Here is an 18,597-nt window from a genome sequence, read left to right as displayed (position 1 = left end):
TGCGCGCGCCACTTTTCAAGTGTTTACAAATTTACAATTTCGGTTTGCGCGCCGAACATGCTATTGCTGGGGCATAGCTCTTTGGGGGATATGAACAATGCAACTAGGAAATTACAGGTTCGACCAAGTCCTGGCGATGGATATTGCGCAGGATATCTTGATGGCAATCGCCATCCTGATTGTAACTTGGGCTCTTGCAAAAGCCGCAAAATGGGCATTTGCGAAACTGGTAGACAACGTGACGCTGCTGCAGCGCGATACTTCGAGCGGTGACTCCGTCGGCATGTCACTGGGAAAAATCGTATCGCTGTTTATCTGGCTGTTCGGTCTGCTCGGCATCCTTCAGGTCTTTGAACTTGATGGCGTGGCCGGCCCGATCAACAGTTTGCTGAACAATGTTATGGCGCTTGTGCCCAATCTGATTGGTGCGGGCCTGCTGCTGTTCATCGGCCTGATGATCGCAGGCATCGTGCGCGATATCGCGGTGACCGCGATGCAAACGCTCGATCTCGACAAATGGGCATCCAAAGGCGGCGTCGAGAACGTCACCGGCAACAATACGATAAGCAAGACACTGGGTGTGATCATCTACGTGTTTATCGCCATCCCGGTTGCGATTGGCGCGTTGGGCATTCTTGAAATCGAAGCCGTTTCGGTTCCAGCAACGGAAATGCTGAGCATGATCTTGGCAGCTATTCCGAACATCATCGCTGCTGGCCTGCTGCTGGGCATTGGTTTCCTGATCAGCCGCTTCGTTGTCGGTATTCTAACCGATCTTCTGTCCGGACTTGGCATTGACCGATCGGTAGAAGCGACCGGCTTGCTGCCGGCAGGGACAAGCGCATCGACAGTGATCGCCCGCGTTGCGCAGGTTGCAATCATTCTGTTCTTCGCCATCGCCGCAACCAGACTGCTTGGCTTCCCTGAACTGACGGAGATCATCAATAAGATCCTCGAACTGGGTGGAAGTGTGGTTTTCGGCGCAGTCATCATCGGCGTTGGCTTCCTGATCGCCAATTTGGTGAGCAGCTTCGTTGCCGGCGCCAGCGAAGGCAGCACAGCGTCTAAATTGGTACGCTATGCGACCATGCTGATCTTCACTTTCATGGGTCTGAGCTACATGGGTGTCGGCGAGGAAATCGTCGCCATGGCCTTCGGCGCATTGGTGATCGGCACGGCAGTTGCCGGCGCACTGGCTTTCGGCTTGGGCGGACGCGATTGGGCGGCCAAAAAACTGGAAGAGTCGGACAAGAAGAAATAACCGGCATTCATCTCGGCCCTTCAATCGAGGGCTGAAAGAAGTTAGGGGCGTAGGGGTGAAATCCTGCGCCCCTCTTCTTTGGGCGATTGGATCCAGTTGAGGGAGAGCACGATGAGCACGTTTGGAGCAACCACCACTGCCGATGAGGCCCTTGAGGGACACGATCTATCGGGCAAACTCGCTTTCATCACCGGCGGTGCGTCAGGACTCGGGCAGGAAACCGCCCGGGCCATGGCAGCCAAAGGCGCGCATGTGGTTATCGCCGCGCGCGACCAAGCCAAGCTGGATGAAGCATCCGCGGCGATCAAAGAGGGTAGCGGCAACGAAAAGGTCGAGACCATCCTGTGCGATCTTGCCTCGCTCGACAGCGTGCGTGCATGTGCCAAGGAAGCGGGCGAGCGGTTCGACAAGATTGATCTGCTGATCAACAATGCCGGGGTCATGGCTTGCCCCTTGATGCGCACCGCCGACGGCTTCGAAATGCAGTTCGGCACCAATCATGTCGGCCATTTCCTGCTGACCAATCTGCTGATGCCGCTGGTGCTGGCCGGAACCGACAAGCGCATCGTCAACCTGTCGTCACGCGGCCATTTCTTTGACGAGGTTCACCACGATGACCCGAATTACGAAAGCCGCGAATATGAAAAATGGGCTGCATACGGGCAGTCCAAAACCGCCAATATCCAGTTCTCCGTCGGTCTTGAAAGCCGCCTTGCGGATCAGGGCATCCATTCTTATGCCGTGCATCCCGGCGGGATTTTGACCAATCTTGGCCGGCATATGACCGACGAGGACCGCGAATGGATGATGTCGCGGTTCAAGAAAAGCGCTGGCGAAAGCGATGGAGAAACACCCTCGGGTTTCAAAACCATCCCGCAAGGTGCCGCAACCACATGCGTCGCGGCGACGGCAAGCGATCTTGCGGGCAAAGGCGGCGTCTATCTGGAAGACTGCAACGTCTCCGCAGTTGACGACGAGAACGAGAAATCGGGTGTCCGATCCTACGCGCTCGATCCCGCCAAGGCCGACGAGCTATGGGCGATTTCCGAGCAAATGGTCGGTCAGAAATTCGCCTATTAGAACCGAAGCTGGAACGCGGTCACTCCGCAGCAAGCCGCAAAAGTTCCAGCTCGCGCTTTAACCGGGTTATCTCCAATTCGTAGAGCCGTGAACAATCGATCCGCTGGGGCTTCTTGCCCAGCGGTATCGTCACCCGCGCATAGGCAAGCATTTCACTGTCCCGATCCTGCGAGAGCAGGAACGGCAAGTTCAGCGCCTGCGGCTGCGTAAGCGGCTTCGAAGCGCGCCCGGTCAGTCCCAGATCGAGATAGGAACCATTGCTATTGATCGACTGGCGGCAACGCGTCCCCTCAGCCGTTTCAATCGAATCCTCGCCCCCGGCACCGCGCGGGGCCGCTGGCAGGAATATTCCGTCAGTTGCCATCACCGGGCTCGACAGCCCGGCGATCGACACGGCGAGCAGACAAATCTGAACAGACACGCGCATTGATAATCCCCTGTTGCTTGGCCAGCGACGCGCAAACGCGCACCGTTTTGGCCTCTCCCGGCGCGAGGTCATTGAGAATGACCAGAACCCGCCTTTGTTTTTGCCCCGCAATTCGCAGCCGCTGCGGCCGTATTTCAACCTGAGAGCCATCGCTTCTTTCGACGTACAGCTTGAATTCGCGCACGTCGTTGTAGGGGTTGATAACAGTCAGATAGAACGCCTTGCTCGCACTGTCGGTCAGCCCGCCTTTCTCCAGCGGGCTGAGGCCGACGGCGACCGCCGGGGCGGCCGCCAGTGCCATAAGCAAAGCAATGGCGGCGCGCCCCCGCATCATGACTGGCTGCAAGTGACGGTTACCGTCATCGTGTAGAGCCCTTGCGGAAACCCGTTGCTCCCCGAAACACGCCCCTGCACCGTGAAACTGTCAAGCAGGTCCGACGAGGCGGAGCTCGGTGAACTTGTATAGGCCTGGTTCGCGCCGGACCCGGCGGATGTGTAGGCCACTTCCGATGTCAGGCCGGTAGCGCCTGCTGGCCCGGCCACCGTTGGTGCGGCAAAGTTTACCGTCGGTGTTGAACCGAGAGCCACGACAGTAAGCGTCGCGGGCAAACCGCCAACCCCCTCTTCCGTACCGATCCTTGTGCCATCGGTCGCGGGCACAAGTACGCCCGGCGTCGGCACAGTCAGCACGCATGAACTGATCACCGTACCGGCCATCGTAATATCTTGCGCAGCCGCGTGGCTGGAAAAGGAAACAGCACCGATCAGCGCAGCGATAGTGGCAATATTCTTCATCGACATTCTCCCTATTAGCCATCCTCTTATGGCGGTCAGGAGATGAAGTTAGGTCAATGGGGCCCTAGGTACGGCTACCTAGTTGCGCGGCATCGGAAATTAACCCGCCTAGCCGTTGTCGAGGAATTGTTTGACCAAGCGCAGAGTATCTTTGGACTCGCGAGTGAAAGTAAGCGCCATATAGACATGCGGGCCGCCGTCATATTCATACAGTTTGGTTGGCACGCCTGCTGCATTTGCCTTGGCCGCAAAGCTCCGTGCATCGGGCAGGAACACATCATGCCGTCCCTGGAATATCGCAATCGGCGGCAGACCGGCCGGATCGCAATAAAGCGGGCTGGCGACGGGATTGTCGACGCCGCGGTCACCCGCCCACCATTCACCCAGTACCCGGATCGCTTCGATATTGAGCATGATATCCTTTTCCTGGACATCTTTGGCGGCGGGGTCTTTCATATCCATGTCGAGCCAAGGCGAGAAAGGGATCAGCCGCGCGGGAAGCGATTTGCCCGCATCGCGTCGCTGCAAAGCCAGAGCGAGCGTCATATTTCCGCCCGCGCTGTCGCCGCATAGCGCCATCTTATCATCGCCCCATTCCGCCGCGATTTTCTCGTACACTGCGTCTGCCTGGGCATTTGCGCGGTGATAGCTCGCCTCGGGTATGACATCATAAAGCGGCACGGAAACGCTCGCGCCGGTGGCATAGACCATCGCTTCGATCAGCGGCCAATGCTCCTTGAACATCGGCATGAAATAACCGCCGCCGTGAAAATAGATGATGTGCCATTCGCCTTTCCCGGCTTTGGGATGGACGGTGACAACTTTCTGCCCCTCGGCCTCCCAATCTTCGACCGTGAATTTGCGATGGAAATTCTCCGGCATCGGCGCATCTTGCGGCAATTTTCTGTTGGGCACTTCTGTGCGAACTTTCTCGGCATCGCCGAATTCGCTTGGCTTTTTGGAGATGATCCATTCGCCAAGCCGCATCCGCAGGCTGGGTTTGGCGAAACGCAGTTCGGTAAATGATGTGCTCACAGCTGTTCTCCCTTTGACACGAGAGAAGCGGGTTCCGGGGTGGGCGTCAAGCCAGTTCTATTTCGAAACCGAAGCGATCAGCCCGTTATGCAGCCACCGGCCCAACATCGCGCCGGCCCGTGCAACCGCGTCTTCTTCCCCCAGCATTTCAATCAGCGCTTCGCACATTCCGCCATAAGTTGCGCCATCGCGCATCATTTGTAGCGCGCGGCCCTCCGCATCTTTGACTTGCATAAAGACGGGTTTGATACCCTCGCGCCAGACGACGCAGTGGAGCGGTTCTGCGGCCGAGAAATCGGGACTTTCGCCGTCCTCTTCGCGAGAATCCTCGCCCAAGGCGCGCCACAACACGCCGATGTCATGCGCGATGGGCAATTGATCGGTACCGGGCAGGAAAGTCAGCCGCATATTGGCCCAGTCTTCTTCAGCAAAACCCGCCGCAATCTCTCCCAAACCGGCTGCATCGAGCGGCTCGGCATCGGCGGCCACAAAGGCCTGATGCATCGCCCATTCGAGCCAGCCGAGCTCGGCCACTTCGGGATTGCTCCTGAACAATTCACGCAAAGTATCGGGAAAACCGTCCGCCGCGTGGTCCAGCGTCCAACTGTTAGGCGGGCGGGTGATGATATGGTGCGCGGCTGCCTGGCGGTAGGCATCTTCACCCACCCATTTCGCGGTCCGATTATAGGTGTCGCGCAGCGCATCAACCAGCCGCGCGCGATAGGCATTGCGGTAGATATCCATCCCCGCCGCGTGGCGGTCGGTCCAACTTTCGGGCAGAGCCCGCTCTTCATCGAGCAGCTGCGCCATAAACTCGCGCTGTTTGTCTGCAAGCGATTGATGCGGGGCAGCCGCCACCATCACGCGGCGACCGGCTGGCGAGCAGCCTCGGCGATCTGTGCCGCTCTATCGAGCTCCACAAGCAGTTCGGGCAGCGGCGGGATCCGGTCATCGCGTTCGATCATGGTGGCGACGGGCCCCAGCCGCTGCATCGCCTTCGCATAGAGATCCCAAACGCCATCGCACACCGGCTGATCGTGGGTGTCGATCTTGATTGTGCCTTCTGTGTGGCCCGCCAGATGCACCTGCCGCACGCGATCAAGTGGCAAGCCATCAAGATAGTCCGTCGCTGAAAACCCGTGATTATGCGCGCTGACATAGATGTTGTTGACGTCGAGCAGCAGATAGCAGCGGGTTCGCATCGCCATCGCGGCGATAAATTCCCATTCGCTCATCTCGTCTTCGGGGAAGGTCATATAGCTGGAGGGATTTTCGAACAGCATTGTTCGGCCAAGAACGTTTTGCGCATGGTCGATATTGTCGCACACCAGATCGAGCGCATCATGCGTATAGGGCATCGGCAGCAAGTCATGGCTGTTATGCGCGCTGGTTCGCGTCCAGCACAAATGGTCGGAGACCCACAGCGGCTCGATCCGGTCTGCCAGAGCTTTCAATTTCGCCAGATAGTCACGGTCGAGGCCATCGGCAGAACCAATCGACATCGAAACACCGTGCATGATAACCGGCATTTTCGCGCGCACTTGTTCCAGAACGCGCAGCGGATTGCCCCCTTCCACCATGTAATTTTCCGAGATGATCTCGACGAAATCAACGGCAACATCGCTTTCAAGAAAATCCGCATAGTGCGCACGCCGCAGTCCCAGACCGAAGCCGGAAAACGGATCGCCTGTCAGCGGGTTGTCAATGAGGGAGCCGGATAGGGCCATGGAAAATTCTCGATCCGAAAAAGCAAGCGGCCCGGCAGGTATTGGGGGAGGGGTTGGAGCCCCGCCGGGCCGCCCAAGTTGATCAAACAGAAGCTCAATCAAGCCAGCCTAAGGCAATAGGCTGGCCACAAAGCGGCGGGGCTTAACCCAGATCGCCAATTGTTCCGCCAGCGGTCAGGCATTCTCCGGCCTTCATCGCTTTGAAACCGTGACCTTTGCAGGCGTTCTGGCCTTTGCAGGCATTTTCCGTTGTCGCGCAGTCGGCATTGCCCTTGCACTCGTGCACGCCGTAACAATGGACGGTGTCATTGGCATTGATTGCCCGGCCCTTGCTGCCGGCCGGGGCATCAGCGGCGAATGCTGTTGCGGAAGAAAGAGCGAGAGCGGCTGCTGTTGCAGCGAAAGTGATGTTCTTGTTCATTTGGGTAATCCTCTATGAAGAATGTCGCATTGTTTGGTTGTCCGCGCGGGACATGGGGCCATTCGCGCGCTTGTGATCAAAGGTTACAGCACGGATTTATTTCGGGCGTTGTAACTTTGTGTCCCGCCTCTCCGAACTCCTTCGCAGACCTCGCCAGCAGCGGGGCCTGATCAACAGTCCCCCCTAGGACTCTCACCTTTTTGAACGGAGATTTGACATGAACAAAAGCAACGTAGCCCGCATCGCAGGGATCGCTTTGGCCGCGGGCATCACCGCCGGCCTCACAATGACACCGGCTGCGGCCCAAAGCGGCGGTAAGGAAAAATGCTATGGCGTAGCCAAAGCGGGCAAAAATGATTGTGCTGCCGGCCCTGGCACCAGCTGCTCGGGCACATCGACCCGCGATTATCAGGGCAATGCGTGGAAGCTTGTCGACAAAGGCACCTGCGTCAAAATCAAGACGCCAAAAGGCAATGGTTCGCTGAAGCCAATCAAGCGTTGATCCAAACCACCAGCAAGCGTGAGGTGAGCCATGCAGCGCATCGTTTCCCTATTTGACCGGACAACCGGGCTCCTTTCCGGACGCGTGATCGAAAGTGTTGCACTGCTGCTCACCCGCCTTGCGTTGGCGGGCGTGTTCTGGCGATCTTACAAAACCAAGATTGTCGATGGCACCTGGTTCCAGATCGACGAAGTGCAGTATTTCCTGTTCGAGAGCGAATTTACGGGCCTGCCATTGCCGGTGAACATATCGGTGCAGCTAGCGACCTATGCGGAATTTCTGTTCCCGATCCTGCTTGTGCTTGGATTGGCAACGCGGTTTTCGGCTGCGGCCTTGATGGTGATGGCGCTGGTCATCCAGATTTTCGTTTTCCCCACCTCCGAACACTTCTTCGGCTGGGCAATAACGATCATCGCGCTGGCGGCGATCTTGATTTCACGCGGCGCGGGTGTCCTTTCCCTCGATGCACCGATATCAAACCGTGTAACCAAACCGCATGGCTGACCGAACCATCTGCAAAGCCAGGCACAACAACGCGAAGGGAGAGGGTCAGTGATTGCAGACGAACAGACTTTGGCCCGCCTGATGGTCGCTTCGCAAAAGGGTGATCAGCAATCCTACACCGTTCTGCTGACCGAGGTGCAGCTGTGGCTGGAACGCTATTTCCGCCGCCGCTGCCCTCCGGCCCAGCTGGACGATCTGGTTCAGGAAGTGATGATGGCGCTGCACAACAAACGCGCCGCATACGACCCTGACCGTGCGTTTCTGCCATGGCTGGCCGCGATTGCGCGCTATCGCTGGGTCGATCATCTACGAAAGGTCTATCGTCAGGCGGAAGACGGGCTGGAAGATTATGACGCGCCAGAGGATAGCGATGAAGAAGCCGTACTGGCGCGGCTCAGTCTCGAGCGGATGTTCGTCCATATACCGGTCAAACAATCCGCAGTGATCGAGATGGTCAAAATCGAAGGGCTTTCGATCAGGGAGGCCGCACAAAGAACCGGGCAGTCTGAATCTGCCGTCAAAGTAAACATCCACCGCGGGCTCAAGAAACTGTCCGCGATAGTTGAGAAGGCCGAGTAAAATGAACAGCGAGCGGAAAAGGGTGTCCCCCAACCCCCTTATCGAACAAATGGCGGCTGACTTGCAGCCCGTGCGATCGATCAGGTTTCGCGACGGGCTGATCCTCGTCACATTGGCCATTATTGTCACGATTCTTGGTGTCGATTTTATCAAAGGGCTTTGGTTCAATGGATTGTCGGGTGGTGCGTCGGCATTTTTCGTCATTACCAATGGGCTTTTGCTGATCCTGGGTTGCGCCAGCGTCAGCAGCGCTCTCAAAATGGCAGCGCCAAGAGTTGGCAATTCGCATGATGGCCCGAAATGGGCGATGGCGATGGCCGCAGTGTTGCCGCTGGCTGCTTTCGTTACGTTGATCGGCCACGATCATGGCACATCCTTGCTCAATGACCCCTACGGCCTCGACTGCTTCGTCGGCGGCTTGTGGGCCGCTGCGGCGACCGCCGGCGCGCTGGTTTACTGGCTCCGCAAAGGTGCGCCGGTATCGCCCAATCTGGCCGGGCTGCATGTCGGTGTGGCGTCAACCGCGCTGGGATCGGTCGCCTATGGCCTCGCCTGCCCGATCGACGGAGTGGTTCATCTGGGCTTGTGGCACGTTGCCCCCGTTGTGGCTGGCGCGATTATCGGGCGCTACGCCCTGCCTCGGCTGCTGCGATGGTAAATTGCCGTTTACCGGGTTTTAGCCAATTTTTGCGATAGCAGTACCATGACAAAGCCCTCTCCGATCGCGCCGTTCCTGACCGAACCGAAGAACAATTTCGAGCTATACGCCAACGAGCGTGTTGACCGGATATTGGAAGCTGTGCGCAGCCATCTCGGGGTGGAAATCGCCTTCGTCACCAAATTCGATGACGGGATGCGCGAATTGACGCATGTCAGCAGCGATCTGGAATTGCCCATGGGCCCCGGATACCGCGAGCCTGTAGAGGATGGTTATTGTTGGCATGTGGCGCATGGCCGCTTGCCTGAATTGATCCAGGATCCAGCCGACTATCCTTTCACCAAAGAGTTCGCGATAACCGAGATGCTTCCAGTGGGCTGCCATCTCAACGTGCCGCTACGGCTCAAGGACGGGTCGCTTTATGGCAGCTTCTGCGCGCTAAGCCGTGCACCTGACCGGTCGATGACCCAACGCGATCTGGGCGTTTTGCGCGCCTTTGCCACACTGGCCGCCGAATATATCGAGGGCGAACTGGAAACCGATGCGCGCGCATCGGCCCTGTCGCGCACGATCACAGAACTGATCGCGGGCGAGAAGCTGACGATTATGCACCAGCCGATCCATTCGCTGGAAACCGGCCTGCCATCTGGGGTCGAATGCCTCGCACGCTTCCCCGATGCTGGCGAACGCGGGCCCGACAAGTGGTTTGACGAAGCGGACGAGGTCGGTCTCGGGATCGAGCTGGAAATGCTGGCGGTGCGCAGCGCCATCGCAACGCTGCCTTACGTTCCCGAAGGCCATTACATGTCGGTCAACGCATCGCCGGAAACGATCATGTCCGGTGCTCTGGAACAGGCATTGGAGGCCTGCGACGGCCAGAGGCTGGTCATTGAAGTGACCGAGCACCACGAAGTACAGAGCTATTCCGAACTTGCAGCAGCGCTCAAAAGGATCAGCCCCAAAGCACGAATTGCGATTGACGATGTCGGGTCGGGCTATGCCGGTCTGCGCCATATTGTCGATCTGGAACCGGATATTCTCAAGCTCGATATGAGCCTGACGCGCGATATTGACACCAATCCGGCGCGGCGCGCGATGGCCGCCGCGATGGTGGCGTTTTCGCATGAAATCGGCTGCCTGATCGTTGCAGAAGGTATCGAGACCGAGGAGGAACTTCGCGTTATGAAGGACCTCGGGATCAACTACGGGCAGGGATATTATTTCAGCAAGCCTCTGCCGGTTATACGCGCGCAGCAATGGTTGCTGGGCCTTGTCGAACCCGGCGAAGCGCAGGACATTGTCGACAAGGTCTCTCCTGCCCCGCAGGCCAGTTCGGCGCTGCGCAAACGCGCGTGAAGTCACGGGCAGACAAAAGCTGTCGCAAAAGCTACTGAAAGCCTTCATATAGGCGGGAGGAACCCCGCGCGTTTGATAGGCATAATCAATGAATGCAATCCGCCCCTGGCGCACGATTGAGCGGCGACAATGCCGCCAGATCATGGTTGGCGACGTGCCCGTTGGCGGCGATGCGCCGATCACGGTGCAGACCATGACCAACACGCCAACCGAAGATGCGGTGGCGACGCTTGACCAGATCCGCCGCTGCGAAGATGCCGGCGCAGATATTATCCGTGTGTCCTGCCCGACCGAGGAAGCGACAGCAGCCTTTGGCAAGATCACCAAGGCGGCACGCATTCCCATCGTCGCCGACATCCACTTCCACTACAAACGCGCATTGGAAGCCGCCGATGCAGGGGCCGCCTGCTTGCGGATCAACCCGGGCAATATCGGATCCTCCGAACGCGTGGCCGAAGTGGTCCGCGCGGCGAAAGCGAATGGCTGCTCTATCCGTATCGGCGTCAACGCCGGCAGTCTGGAAAAGGATTTGCTGGAGAAATACGGAGAGCCCTGTCCGGAGGCTTTGGTCGAAAGCGCGCTCGACCATATCAAGCTGCTGCAGGATCACGATTTCCACGAATTCAAAGTTGCGGTGAAAGCAAGCGACGTGTTCCTCGCCGTCGCCGCCTATCACGCGCTCGCCGAAACGGTCGATTGCCCGCTCCATCTGGGCATTACCGAAGCGGGCGGGCTGATCGGCGGAACGGTCAAAAGCTCGATCGGTATGGGAAGTCTATTGTGGGCGGGAATCGGCGATACGATCCGCGTCTCACTCTCTGCCGAGCCGGAACAGGAAGTCAAAGTCGGCTTCGAAATGCTCAAAGCGCTCGGCCTGCGGACACGCGGCGTCCGCGTAGTGTCTTGCCCCAGCTGTTCGCGCCAAGGCTTCGATGTGATCCGCACGGTTGAGGCGCTCGAAGCGCGGCTCGAACATATCAAAACCCCGCTTTCGCTCTCGGTCCTCGGCTGCGTGGTCAATGGCCCAGGCGAGGCACGCGAAACCGATATCGGCCTGACCGGCGGCGGCAATGGCAAGCATATGGTCTATCTTTCGGGTGTGACCGACCACACGGTGCAGAGCGACGATATGCTCGATCATATTGTCGAGCTGGTTGAGGCGAAAGCGGCGGAAATCGAAGCCGGGAACGCTACGGCCTTCGATCCGCACGCAACCGAAGCTGCAGAATGAACACACGGGAGTTTTTGCTGACCGTCCCTTTGGTTTGGGTCTTGGTCTTTTGGCTGCTTAACATTGTTCTGATTGCTTTGATCAAAGTCTACCGCCCCGTTGAACGAGGTCGGAAAGCACCATTCTACGCCAAAATTTTGACTTTTTTCGCGTTGAGTTTGCCGCTTTTTGTCGCATTCAGGGTAACATCTGGCACCATCCAACAAGCATCCTTTTTGCTTTCCGCAGGCACTCTATTGGGTGTCAGTTTTGGCGGGATATTTCTTGGCTCAGTGATCAGCAAGGCAATTATCTTCGCCTTGGGGAGGGAGCCTCAACCCCGCCGGGGAAGCAACGCTAGAGATAAGGGCGAAGAAGTACTGCTCGACGGCAAACCACTGGACGAATTGGAGTAACCGTACGCGATGGCCACTATCGAAACCGACTATCTCGTAATCGGTGCGGGTGCGGTGGGATTGGCGTTTGTTGATACGCTGCTCGATGAAGATCCCGATTGCCATATCACCATAGTCGACAAGCATGCCAAACCGGGCGGACATTGGAACGATGCCTATTCCTTCGTTGCGCTCCACCAGCCGAGCGCCTTTTACGGCGTCAACTCGATGGAGTTTGGCGATGATGTGATTGACGATCACGGACCGAATAAAGGCCTCTATCCGCTCGCCAGTGGAACTGAAGTGCTGGCCTATTTCTCGCATCTGATGAACCGGCGCTTCCTGCCCAGCGGACGGGTTTCGTACCATCCGCTGTCCGAGGTAACGCAGGCTGGCGATGGCAAAGCGACATTCCGGTCGATCCTGTCGGGCGAGGAAACAGGCGTAACTGTGCGCCGCAAGGTCGTGGACGGTACATTTTACCAGACTTCCGTCCCTGCCACGCACAAGGCGCAGTTTGAGATTGCCGGCGGCACACCTTTCGCGATCCCGGGCGATCTGCCCGATTTGTGGATGAAGGCCGATGATCTGCCCGGCCATTATGTCATCGTCGGCGCGGGAAAGACCGCGATGGATACAGGCGTGTGGCTGCTGCAGGCAGGAGTTGATCCCTCTGCGATCAGCTGGGTACGCTCGCGCGATTCGTGGATCATCAACCGGCTTTATACCCAGCCGGGGCCAGACTTTTTTGAGGACGTGGTCCAGAACCAGATCGCGATGCTCCGCGCTGCCGCCGAGGCGGAGACAGGCGACGAGATGTTCGAGATTCTCGGGCGCGATGGTTATATGCTGCGGATCGACGAAAGCGTGAAGCCGGAGATGTTCCACTACGCAACCATTTCCGAAGGCGAGGTCGAATTGCTGCGCACAATCACCAATGTGATCCGCCATGGCCGGGTGCAGGCGATTGCGCCGGGCACAATGACTTTCGAGGGCGCGATCGAAAGCGTGCCCGAGGATGCGCTGTTCATCGATTGCACCGCCAGCGCGGTGCCCTTCAGCGACAGCCGCGTGCATGGCCCGCAATTCCGCGAAGACCGGATCGTGTTGCAACCACTGCATGCGCCGCTGGTGACATTCAGCGCGGCTCTGACTGCATTTCTCGAGGCAAATTTCGACGATGACGAGGCCAAGAACGCGCTCGGCATCCCCTCACCCTTGACCGATACGCCGAACACTTTCCCGTTGAGCTTCCTCAACAATTTCATCAATCGCGGCGCGTGGTCGCAAAACCCCAAGATCGCGGCATGGCTGTCAAAGGCTCGGCTCGATCCGACTGGGACGACAATGGCCAAGATGATGGCGGCAGGCGATACGCGCCTTGCGGTGATGGGCGGGTTTTCGGAAGCGATTGCGGTCGGAATGCCGGGTGTGCAACGGCTCGCCGAGGCGGCTCGTGCGGAGCATATCGAACGATGAGGAATCTCGGCTTTGCAGTCTTGGCAGGCACGCTTCTGATGGCAGGATGCTCAACAACGAGTACCATCGTCCGACCGCCAGCTGAGAGGATGACTTTTATCGAGGCAGCCGTAGCAGCAATGCCCGTGGCCGATGAGGAAGAAAAGCACCCCGAAGCACGCCTCTATGACGCATCGCGCGACGCCAAGAGCGATGTCGATGCGGCCATCCTTAGGGCAGAGGCCGATGGTCGGCTCGTGCTGCTCGTGCTCGGCGCAAACTGGTGCCACGATAGCCGGGCATTTGCCGGCTGGACGCAGGAACCGCGTTTTCAGCAGCTCATTGCCGAGCATTACGAGCTGGTTTTCGTCAATGTCGGCATGCCGCAAACAGGCGATGGGCATAATCTCGATATCGCGCGGCGGTTTGATATCGAGGTGAAGGGAACACCGACGGTGATCATTCTGTCGCCGCTGGGCAAAGTGCTCAACGCCGACACGGCCAAAACGTGGCGAAACGCCGCATCGCACAGCGAAGACGCCATTTTTGACGAATTGTTGCGCTTTACCGGCGCTTAAGGTCCCCCGCCTATGATGCCGGTGCATGAACCGGTTTGTCATCTTCAGCGGCGTTTTGGTGTTCGCAGTTATCACCGCGTTCCCTTCGGGGGGCGAAAGCGCGGCTGAGCAAACACAAAGCAGCGAACCACGCGGAGTCGACACCTCTGACTGGAACGATACCGGCGCCAAGGTCCATAAACAGACCGGTCGTCCCGAGTTGCGCAGCCGAAGGGCCCAAAATAGCGACGCCGGTTCTTCCAGCTGGAACAGCGGTGGGCATACCTTGCAGCGTCAATCTGACGGGCATTTCTATGCCAATGGTACTGTGCAGGGGGCTTCGACGCATTTTCTGGTCGATACCGGGGCCAGCATCATCGCCTTGACCGGCCCCGATGCTCAGGCCGCAGGTCTGACATGGAGCAGCAGCGACATCATGCCAATCGGCAGCGGCGCCAGCGGCGCGGTTTACGGCGTGCCGGTGATGATCGACCAGGTGGAAATCGGCGGGTTCACCCAGCGCAATGTGCGGGCGGTGGTCATTCCCGAAGGGCTGGAAGTCTCTCTGCTCGGCCAATCTTTCCTGTCGCAGATCAAATCGGTCGAGATCGAGCGTGACAGGATGATCTGGAAATCGAGCTAAGCAGCCGATATCGTTAGAAATAAATGTCGATATAGTCGGTCAGGCCATCGCACCATTCAAATTCACGCAAGCGGTAATATTTACGGTTCTGAGTGATCGCGAAACGCCAGCGTTTGGTGTCCTGGCAAATCCGTCCGTTGCCCGGCGTGTTTGCGATGCGGATCAGCCCTTCGAAAATGAAGTGGTCATCGCCAGACGAAACAACTTCTCCATCAAGCCAAAGCGTCCCCGCGCCATCCGATGCAATCTGCCCGCCCGATAGGTAGAATGTGCCGTTCTGCTCGCGAAGGGCAGCCTGGCCGCGCCTGTCCCAATCGATCCATTGCAAAGTGATGCCCGAATTCTGTTTCAGGCGCAGCAGGGTCTTGGCCGAATGGGCTGGCGCTTCATCCCCGCGCACCGGTTCATCCGCAAGCGCAGCCGGGCCGCTGCAAAGCGCCAGGGCGGCTGCACCAGATAGCAACTTCAATCCTGTCCAACTTTGCATCGCCCGTTCCCTTGCGCTTGGATATTCGGTTCTTTCATGCCATTCAGCAATCATCCAACCTTTGCGGTGTTATAGCACATAATATGAACAGACGTGATCTTCTTTGTGGTGCTTTGGCAACGGGGGCGGCTTTGTCGCTCCCCCGGGTGGTGCCGGCGCAGGTACGATCCGGCCTCGCGCGCGATGCCAAACTGATGGAAATCGCCAAAATGGCCCAAGCGAAAGCGCGCGCTCGGGAAATGTTGTGGCGCGATGATTATGTCGGAATTGCCGATTTCGGCCTGCGTTCGTCGGTCCCGCGGTTTCACTTTGTGAATATGGTGACGGGGCAGGTCGAATCCTTCCTTGTCAGCCATGGCGATGGGTCCGATCCGGAACATGATGGTTGGCTCAACCACTTCTCCAACGAACACAATTCGCACTGCACCAGCAAGGGCACCTATGCGACCTTCGGCTGGTACACGGGACGCTTTGGCACTTCGATCCGGCTGGAAGGATTGGACTCAACCAATGACAACGCGCTCGATCGTGCGATTGTGATGCACCGCGCCCGCTATGCCGAAAAGTCGCATGTCGAAAAATGGGGCCGTTTGGGCCGCTCGAACGGCTGCTTTGCAATGGGCGATGCCGATTTCAAGCTGGCACTGTTGCAATTGGGCGGCGGGCGCGTGATCCACGCAGACAGCTACGGCTTGCAGGAGGATGGTTCGATTGTCGCGCCGCCCACACCGGGCTTGCCCGTACAAGGCGACGCCGAAACGCTCCGGCGCGAAAACCCTATCGGAACGGCCGAACGGTTGAACCCGGACGTATTCTAGCCCGGGCCGGCCCCAATTTCAGACAATCAAACCAGATCGCGCGGATCATTCTCGATCGGAATGATTTGCTCTCCGGTCACGCGTGAACGGTTGGCTTTGCGCGGTGCGTCCATCGCGTCCAAAACTGCGGCATCGCGGCCGTAAATGTCGGGGAATGTCCGCAGCTTGCCGTCAATGTCCTGCGCCATCGTGAAATAGGTGATGTAGGCAGGCATCGTCTTGTTGAATGGCACTTTGGTATATTTGCCCGATTTCAGCTTGGCGACGCTTTCATCGGCGGTCAGTCCGCCTTGCAAAATAGCCAGAGTGATCGCGAGTTCGGTCGCCCGCTCGGTGCGGATACAGCCATGGCTCAGCGCGCGGCGGGCACTATTGAACAAATGCCGCGACGGCGTGTCATGGAAGAAAATCGCGTGGCGGTTGGGCATGTCGAGCTTCATCAGGCCGAGCGAGTTGCCCGGGCCCGGCTGCTGAACAACATTGACCCAGCCATTCGCGCCGCGCGTTGCGGTGTACCCTTTTGAGCGCGCCCATGCCGGATTGCCGAGCACGCGTGCGCCCAGACCTTCGCCTTTCACAATCGACTGCGGCACGGTCCAGGTCGGGTTGAAGATCACGCCTTCGACGCTTTCGGCAATTTGCGGTGTCGCGGTGCGTCCGGGCTTGCCGACAACGGTGCGATAGGTCCGAACAATCTTGTCATTGACCGTCAGCCGCAGCTGATATTCGGGCACATTGGTAATCAGATACTGGCTGCCCAGATCCCGCGCGAGCCAGCGCCAGCGATCCATATTGGCCCGGATCAGCTTCTTCCGCGCGGTGTTGGATGCCGGGGTCTTGGCCAGTTCCTGTTTCAAACGGAAATAGTCGGGGTGCTCGGGCATGATCCGCGCAAGCACACCGGCAATATCGCCGCTCTCCAGCGCGTCCGACATCAATTCTTTTGTCGGATAACGGTCTTGATCCGGATCGAACACAAACCATTGCTTGCGGCCATCCATCGGTGTGCGCCCGTCGCGCAGATCCTCTACCAGAAACTGGAAGCTCTTGCTCGCCACGGCATCAAGCTGCGGATTTGCACCAGCCGCGATAGCCGAGCGCAAGCCCGCGAGATTATAGTCCGAAGGAACAAGGCCATCTTCGCCAATCCCTTCGATAATTGCGGCTAGCGCGCGCGCGTTGGCCAGGCTCCAGCTCTGGGCCAGTGGCTTCTCCCGCTCCGCCATCGCGTCGATTGCATCGACAACCGTGGTGGACACAACCGCCTCGTCATCGACTTCAACCGGCTGGGTGACAATTTCAGCGGGCTGGGGAATCAGGTTTTCCGGCCCGTTTGCGTCATTAGGTGCAGATTGCGCGGCAAGCGTTGCAGGAAGCAATGCTGAAGCCGCCACCATCAATGAAATGCGAATTGTCTTCATACTCTTCACGTCGTGTCCCATTATTCTTGCGCATCGGGCAGCTTGCGGCGGAATTTCCGCGCATCGCCCAACACGATGTTATTTTGCCTTATCCTTTACCGCGCATCAAGCATCATCGCTGACTGGGGGCTGAATCATCACAAGATAGTGACGATGGGCAACACACGCTCTATGCGCGCCTTTATGTCCGAACGGCGCGCCTTGTTTCCCTTTCTTGCCGCGCTGCTTGGGGTGTGTGCGCTTTCGCTGATGGACGCCTTCATGAAAGGCGCTGCGCTTGCCGCCGGGGCTTACAGCGCCGCGGTTTTACGCTCTGTAATTGCGACGGTTTTGATCGCCCCCGTCTGGCTGGGGAGCGGCGGACGTTGGCCTACGCGCGCGATTCTAAACCTACACATTCTTCGCGGAACGGTGTCGACATTTATGGCGCTGAGCTTTTTCTACGCGCTGACCAAATTGCCCATCGCTGAAGCAATCGCGATTTCATTTATTGCGCCGCTGATCGCGCTGTATCTTGCCGCGATCTGGCTGGACGAAAAAATCAGGCGCGAAGCTATCGGTGCGTCTGTCTTGGGATTGGTCGGCACAATTATCATCGTCAGCGGGCGCATGGGCGCGGCGGAATTCGACACCGAAACGCTCAAAGGCCTCGCCGCGATCCTGTTTTCGACGCTCCTATACGCGGTCAATTTCATCATTATTCGCAAACAGGCCCTGGTCTCCAGCCCGACCGAAGCGACCACATTTCACAGCGGGGTCGGCGGTTTGGTGTTGGCTGTCTTTGCTCCGTGGTTCTTTGCGATGCCCGCCGCCGGGGCTTTTGTTGACATAACCGCTGCGGCCATTCTGACGCTGATCGGGGCATTCGCGATTACATGGGCCTATGCCCGGGCGGAGGCACAGTCTTTGGTGCCGATGGAATATTCGGGCTTCCTTTGGGCCGCACTGTTCGGGTGGATGTTCTTTGAAGAAACGATCACCATAACCACCATTGCTGGGGCCATGATGATCGTTTCCGGATGCCTCCTCGCGACCCGAAGAGGCCCGGACCAGACGCTTCTTTAATCGGTGGTGGATGAAGAAGCTTCGGTCCCGTTTGCCTGACTTGAGGTGCCTGAAAATGCGAATGCGGCTGCAAAGCACAAAATAATTGCGCTTGCTGTGCCCAACAGCCCCATGCGCAATTGTGTCAGCGCTTGCGAGTTCGATCCGGCGGTTTGCGAGTTATTCTTTGCCGGCTGATCCATCACTTCCCCTCTCTGT

General features: G+C 58.2%; 24 protein-coding genes. 14 read left to right on the top strand and 10 right to left on the bottom strand.

Annotated elements, in window-relative coordinates; translation table 11 throughout:
• Positions 1-97: 97 nt before the first annotated feature.
• Together GRI41_RS13210 and GRI41_RS13205 are read left to right on the top strand one after the other, a co-directional pair.
• A complete protein-coding gene (locus GRI41_RS13210; RefSeq protein WP_160605577.1) occupies positions 98-1,261 on the top strand; it encodes a mechanosensitive ion channel in 1,164 nt (387 codons plus the stop codon).
• Between the two features lie 111 nt (positions 1,262-1,372).
• Positions 1,373-2,341, top strand: a complete 969-nt coding sequence (locus tag GRI41_RS13205; protein WP_160605575.1) for an SDR family NAD(P)-dependent oxidoreductase — start codon at positions 1,373-1,375, stop codon at positions 2,339-2,341.
• 19 nt (positions 2,342-2,360) lie between these two features.
• Here GRI41_RS13205 and GRI41_RS13200 read toward each other — a convergent pair whose 3' ends face one another.
• The 7 genes from GRI41_RS13200 to bufA2 form a co-directional block, all read right to left on the bottom strand.
• The gene (locus GRI41_RS13200; protein WP_160605573.1) at positions 2,361-2,705 is read right to left on the bottom strand and encodes a hypothetical protein; all 345 of its coding nucleotides are present in this window, start codon (positions 2,703-2,705) and stop codon (positions 2,361-2,363) included.
• The gene (locus tag GRI41_RS13195) at positions 2,695-3,102 is read right to left on the bottom strand and encodes a hypothetical protein (protein ID WP_160605571.1); all 408 of its coding nucleotides are present in this window, start codon (positions 3,100-3,102) and stop codon (positions 2,695-2,697) included. The genes GRI41_RS13200 and GRI41_RS13195 overlap by 11 nt, the downstream gene beginning before the upstream one ends.
• Positions 3,099-3,563, bottom strand: coding sequence for a hypothetical protein (locus tag GRI41_RS13190; protein ID WP_160605569.1), 465 nt, complete (start codon positions 3,561-3,563; stop codon positions 3,099-3,101). The genes GRI41_RS13195 and GRI41_RS13190 overlap by 4 nt, the downstream gene beginning before the upstream one ends.
• A gap of 108 nt (positions 3,564-3,671) precedes the next feature.
• Entirely contained in the window at positions 3,672-4,598 is a 927-nt protein-coding gene (locus GRI41_RS13185; RefSeq protein WP_160605567.1) for an alpha/beta hydrolase, read from the bottom strand.
• 57 nt (positions 4,599-4,655) lie between these two features.
• Positions 4,656-5,459: an HvfC/BufC N-terminal domain-containing protein gene (locus GRI41_RS13180; protein WP_160605565.1), complete on the bottom strand. Its 804-nt coding sequence runs from the start codon at positions 5,457-5,459 to the stop codon at positions 4,656-4,658.
• A complete protein-coding gene (gene bufB / locus GRI41_RS13175) occupies positions 5,459-6,292 on the bottom strand; it encodes an MNIO family bufferin maturase (protein ID WP_202388856.1) in 834 nt (277 codons plus the stop codon). Before bufB ends, GRI41_RS13180 begins: the two co-directional genes overlap by 1 nt.
• 175 nt (positions 6,293-6,467) lie before the next feature.
• Positions 6,468-6,746, bottom strand: coding sequence for a BufA2 family periplasmic bufferin-type metallophore (bufA2, locus tag GRI41_RS13170; protein ID WP_160605561.1), 279 nt, complete (start codon positions 6,744-6,746; stop codon positions 6,468-6,470).
• Positions 6,747-6,963: 217 nt separating this feature from the next.
• Between bufA2 and GRI41_RS13165 the strand changes: the two genes are divergently transcribed.
• The 10 genes from GRI41_RS13165 (at position 6,964) to GRI41_RS13120 (ending at position 14,608) form a co-directional block, all read left to right on the top strand.
• On the top strand, positions 6,964-7,248 hold the full coding sequence (locus tag GRI41_RS13165; protein WP_202388815.1) for a BufA1 family periplasmic bufferin-type metallophore: 285 nt from the start codon (positions 6,964-6,966) through the stop codon (positions 7,246-7,248).
• Positions 7,249-7,278: 30 nt separating this feature from the next.
• Positions 7,279-7,752: a DoxX family protein gene (locus GRI41_RS13160; protein ID WP_160605559.1), complete on the top strand. Its 474-nt coding sequence runs from the start codon at positions 7,279-7,281 to the stop codon at positions 7,750-7,752.
• Between the two features lie 48 nt (positions 7,753-7,800).
• Positions 7,801-8,331: a sigma-70 family RNA polymerase sigma factor gene (locus tag GRI41_RS13155; protein WP_160605557.1), complete on the top strand. Its 531-nt coding sequence runs from the start codon at positions 7,801-7,803 to the stop codon at positions 8,329-8,331.
• 49 nt (positions 8,332-8,380) lie between these two features.
• Positions 8,381-8,989 carry an NrsF family protein gene (locus GRI41_RS13150; RefSeq protein ID WP_235901234.1) on the top strand — a complete coding sequence of 203 codons (609 nt, stop codon included), beginning with the start codon at positions 8,381-8,383 and terminating at the stop codon, positions 8,987-8,989.
• Positions 8,990-9,034: 45 nt separating this feature from the next.
• Positions 9,035-10,345, top strand: a complete 1,311-nt coding sequence (locus GRI41_RS13145) for a sensor domain-containing phosphodiesterase (protein WP_160605553.1) — start codon at positions 9,035-9,037, stop codon at positions 10,343-10,345.
• Between the two features lie 88 nt (positions 10,346-10,433).
• Positions 10,434-11,576, top strand: a complete 1,143-nt coding sequence (gene ispG / locus GRI41_RS13140; RefSeq protein WP_160605551.1) for a flavodoxin-dependent (E)-4-hydroxy-3-methylbut-2-enyl-diphosphate synthase — start codon at positions 10,434-10,436, stop codon at positions 11,574-11,576.
• Positions 11,573-11,971 (top strand): hypothetical protein, encoded by a 399-nt coding sequence (locus GRI41_RS13135; protein WP_160605539.1) that lies wholly within the window; start codon positions 11,573-11,575, stop codon positions 11,969-11,971. Before ispG ends, GRI41_RS13135 begins: the two co-directional genes overlap by 4 nt.
• Positions 11,972-11,980: 9 nt before the next feature.
• Positions 11,981-13,429: an NAD(P)-binding protein gene (locus GRI41_RS13130; RefSeq protein WP_160605537.1), complete on the top strand. Its 1,449-nt coding sequence runs from the start codon at positions 11,981-11,983 to the stop codon at positions 13,427-13,429.
• An 89-nt stretch (positions 13,430-13,518) separates the two neighbouring features.
• A complete protein-coding gene (locus tag GRI41_RS13125) occupies positions 13,519-13,986 on the top strand; it encodes a thioredoxin family protein (protein WP_160605535.1) in 468 nt (155 codons plus the stop codon).
• A gap of 25 nt (positions 13,987-14,011) precedes the next feature.
• A complete protein-coding gene (locus GRI41_RS13120; RefSeq protein WP_160605533.1) occupies positions 14,012-14,608 on the top strand; it encodes a retropepsin-like aspartic protease family protein in 597 nt (198 codons plus the stop codon).
• Between the two features lie 13 nt (positions 14,609-14,621).
• Here GRI41_RS13120 and GRI41_RS13115 read toward each other — a convergent pair whose 3' ends face one another.
• On the bottom strand, positions 14,622-15,095 hold the full coding sequence (locus tag GRI41_RS13115) for a hypothetical protein (RefSeq protein ID WP_160605531.1): 474 nt from the start codon (positions 15,093-15,095) through the stop codon (positions 14,622-14,624).
• Positions 15,096-15,178: 83 nt separating this feature from the next.
• On the opposite strand from GRI41_RS13115, the gene GRI41_RS13110 reads away from it, so the two are divergent.
• Positions 15,179-15,913, top strand: coding sequence for a murein L,D-transpeptidase catalytic domain-containing protein (locus GRI41_RS13110; RefSeq protein WP_160605529.1), 735 nt, complete (start codon positions 15,179-15,181; stop codon positions 15,911-15,913).
• Positions 15,914-15,939: 26 nt separating this feature from the next.
• On the opposite strand, the gene GRI41_RS13105 is transcribed toward GRI41_RS13110, so the two are convergent.
• A complete protein-coding gene (locus GRI41_RS13105) occupies positions 15,940-17,334 on the bottom strand; it encodes a L,D-transpeptidase family protein (protein WP_160605887.1) in 1,395 nt (464 codons plus the stop codon).
• Positions 17,335-17,409: 75 nt separating this feature from the next.
• On the opposite strand from GRI41_RS13105, the gene GRI41_RS13100 reads away from it, so the two are divergent.
• Entirely contained in the window at positions 17,410-18,399 is a 990-nt protein-coding gene (locus GRI41_RS13100) for a DMT family transporter (RefSeq protein ID WP_235901233.1), read from the top strand.
• Here the strand turns inward: GRI41_RS13100 and GRI41_RS13095 are convergent.
• Positions 18,396-18,581: a hypothetical protein gene (locus tag GRI41_RS13095; protein ID WP_160605527.1), complete on the bottom strand. Its 186-nt coding sequence runs from the start codon at positions 18,579-18,581 to the stop codon at positions 18,396-18,398. The genes GRI41_RS13100 and GRI41_RS13095 overlap by 4 nt on opposite strands.
• Positions 18,582-18,597: the final 16 nt, after the last annotated feature.

This window comes from Pontixanthobacter aquaemixtae, assembly GCF_009827395.1.
Lineage (GTDB): Bacteria > Pseudomonadota > Alphaproteobacteria > Sphingomonadales > Sphingomonadaceae > Pontixanthobacter > Pontixanthobacter aquaemixtae.
Note: the sequence above shows the minus strand (reverse complement) of the source record. Positions and strands in the feature narration are given on the sequence as shown.

Excerpts from the sequence above, each read along its gene's own strand:
- GRI41_RS13200 (WP_160605573.1), bottom strand. The coding sequence starts at position 2,705 with ATGGCAACTGACGGAATATTCCTGCCAGCGGCCCCGCGCGGTGCCGGG.
- GRI41_RS13160 (WP_160605559.1), top strand. The coding sequence starts at position 7,279 with ATGCAGCGCATCGTTTCCCTATTTGACCGGACAACCGGGCTCCTTTCC.
- GRI41_RS13135 (WP_160605539.1), top strand. The coding sequence starts at position 11,573 with ATGAACACACGGGAGTTTTTGCTGACCGTCCCTTTGGTTTGGGTCTTG.
- ispG (WP_160605551.1), top strand. The coding sequence starts at position 10,434 with ATGAATGCAATCCGCCCCTGGCGCACGATTGAGCGGCGACAATGCCGC.
- GRI41_RS13095 (WP_160605527.1), bottom strand. The coding sequence starts at position 18,581 with ATGGATCAGCCGGCAAAGAATAACTCGCAAACCGCCGGATCGAACTCG.
- GRI41_RS13190 (WP_160605569.1), bottom strand. The coding sequence starts at position 3,563 with ATGAAGAATATTGCCACTATCGCTGCGCTGATCGGTGCTGTTTCCTTT.
- bufA2 (WP_160605561.1), bottom strand. The coding sequence starts at position 6,746 with ATGAACAAGAACATCACTTTCGCTGCAACAGCAGCCGCTCTCGCTCTT.
- GRI41_RS13165 (WP_202388815.1), top strand. The coding sequence starts at position 6,964 with ATGAACAAAAGCAACGTAGCCCGCATCGCAGGGATCGCTTTGGCCGCG.
- GRI41_RS13125 (WP_160605535.1), top strand. The coding sequence starts at position 13,519 with ATGACTTTTATCGAGGCAGCCGTAGCAGCAATGCCCGTGGCCGATGAG.
- GRI41_RS13180 (WP_160605565.1), bottom strand. The coding sequence starts at position 5,459 with ATGGTGGCGGCTGCCCCGCATCAATCGCTTGCAGACAAACAGCGCGAG.
- GRI41_RS13115 (WP_160605531.1), bottom strand. The coding sequence starts at position 15,095 with ATGCAAAGTTGGACAGGATTGAAGTTGCTATCTGGTGCAGCCGCCCTG.
- GRI41_RS13150 (WP_235901234.1), top strand. The coding sequence starts at position 8,381 with ATGGCGGCTGACTTGCAGCCCGTGCGATCGATCAGGTTTCGCGACGGG.
- GRI41_RS13100 (WP_235901233.1), top strand. The coding sequence starts at position 17,410 with ATGTTATTTTGCCTTATCCTTTACCGCGCATCAAGCATCATCGCTGAC.
- GRI41_RS13205 (WP_160605575.1), top strand. The coding sequence starts at position 1,373 with ATGAGCACGTTTGGAGCAACCACCACTGCCGATGAGGCCCTTGAGGGA.
- GRI41_RS13130 (WP_160605537.1), top strand. The coding sequence starts at position 11,981 with ATGGCCACTATCGAAACCGACTATCTCGTAATCGGTGCGGGTGCGGTG.
- GRI41_RS13210 (WP_160605577.1), top strand. The coding sequence starts at position 98 with ATGCAACTAGGAAATTACAGGTTCGACCAAGTCCTGGCGATGGATATT.
- GRI41_RS13145 (WP_160605553.1), top strand. The coding sequence starts at position 9,035 with ATGACAAAGCCCTCTCCGATCGCGCCGTTCCTGACCGAACCGAAGAAC.
- GRI41_RS13105 (WP_160605887.1), bottom strand. The coding sequence starts at position 17,334 with ATGAAGACAATTCGCATTTCATTGATGGTGGCGGCTTCAGCATTGCTT.
- GRI41_RS13120 (WP_160605533.1), top strand. The coding sequence starts at position 14,012 with ATGAACCGGTTTGTCATCTTCAGCGGCGTTTTGGTGTTCGCAGTTATC.
- GRI41_RS13195 (WP_160605571.1), bottom strand. The coding sequence starts at position 3,102 with ATGATGCGGGGGCGCGCCGCCATTGCTTTGCTTATGGCACTGGCGGCC.
- GRI41_RS13110 (WP_160605529.1), top strand. The coding sequence starts at position 15,179 with ATGAACAGACGTGATCTTCTTTGTGGTGCTTTGGCAACGGGGGCGGCT.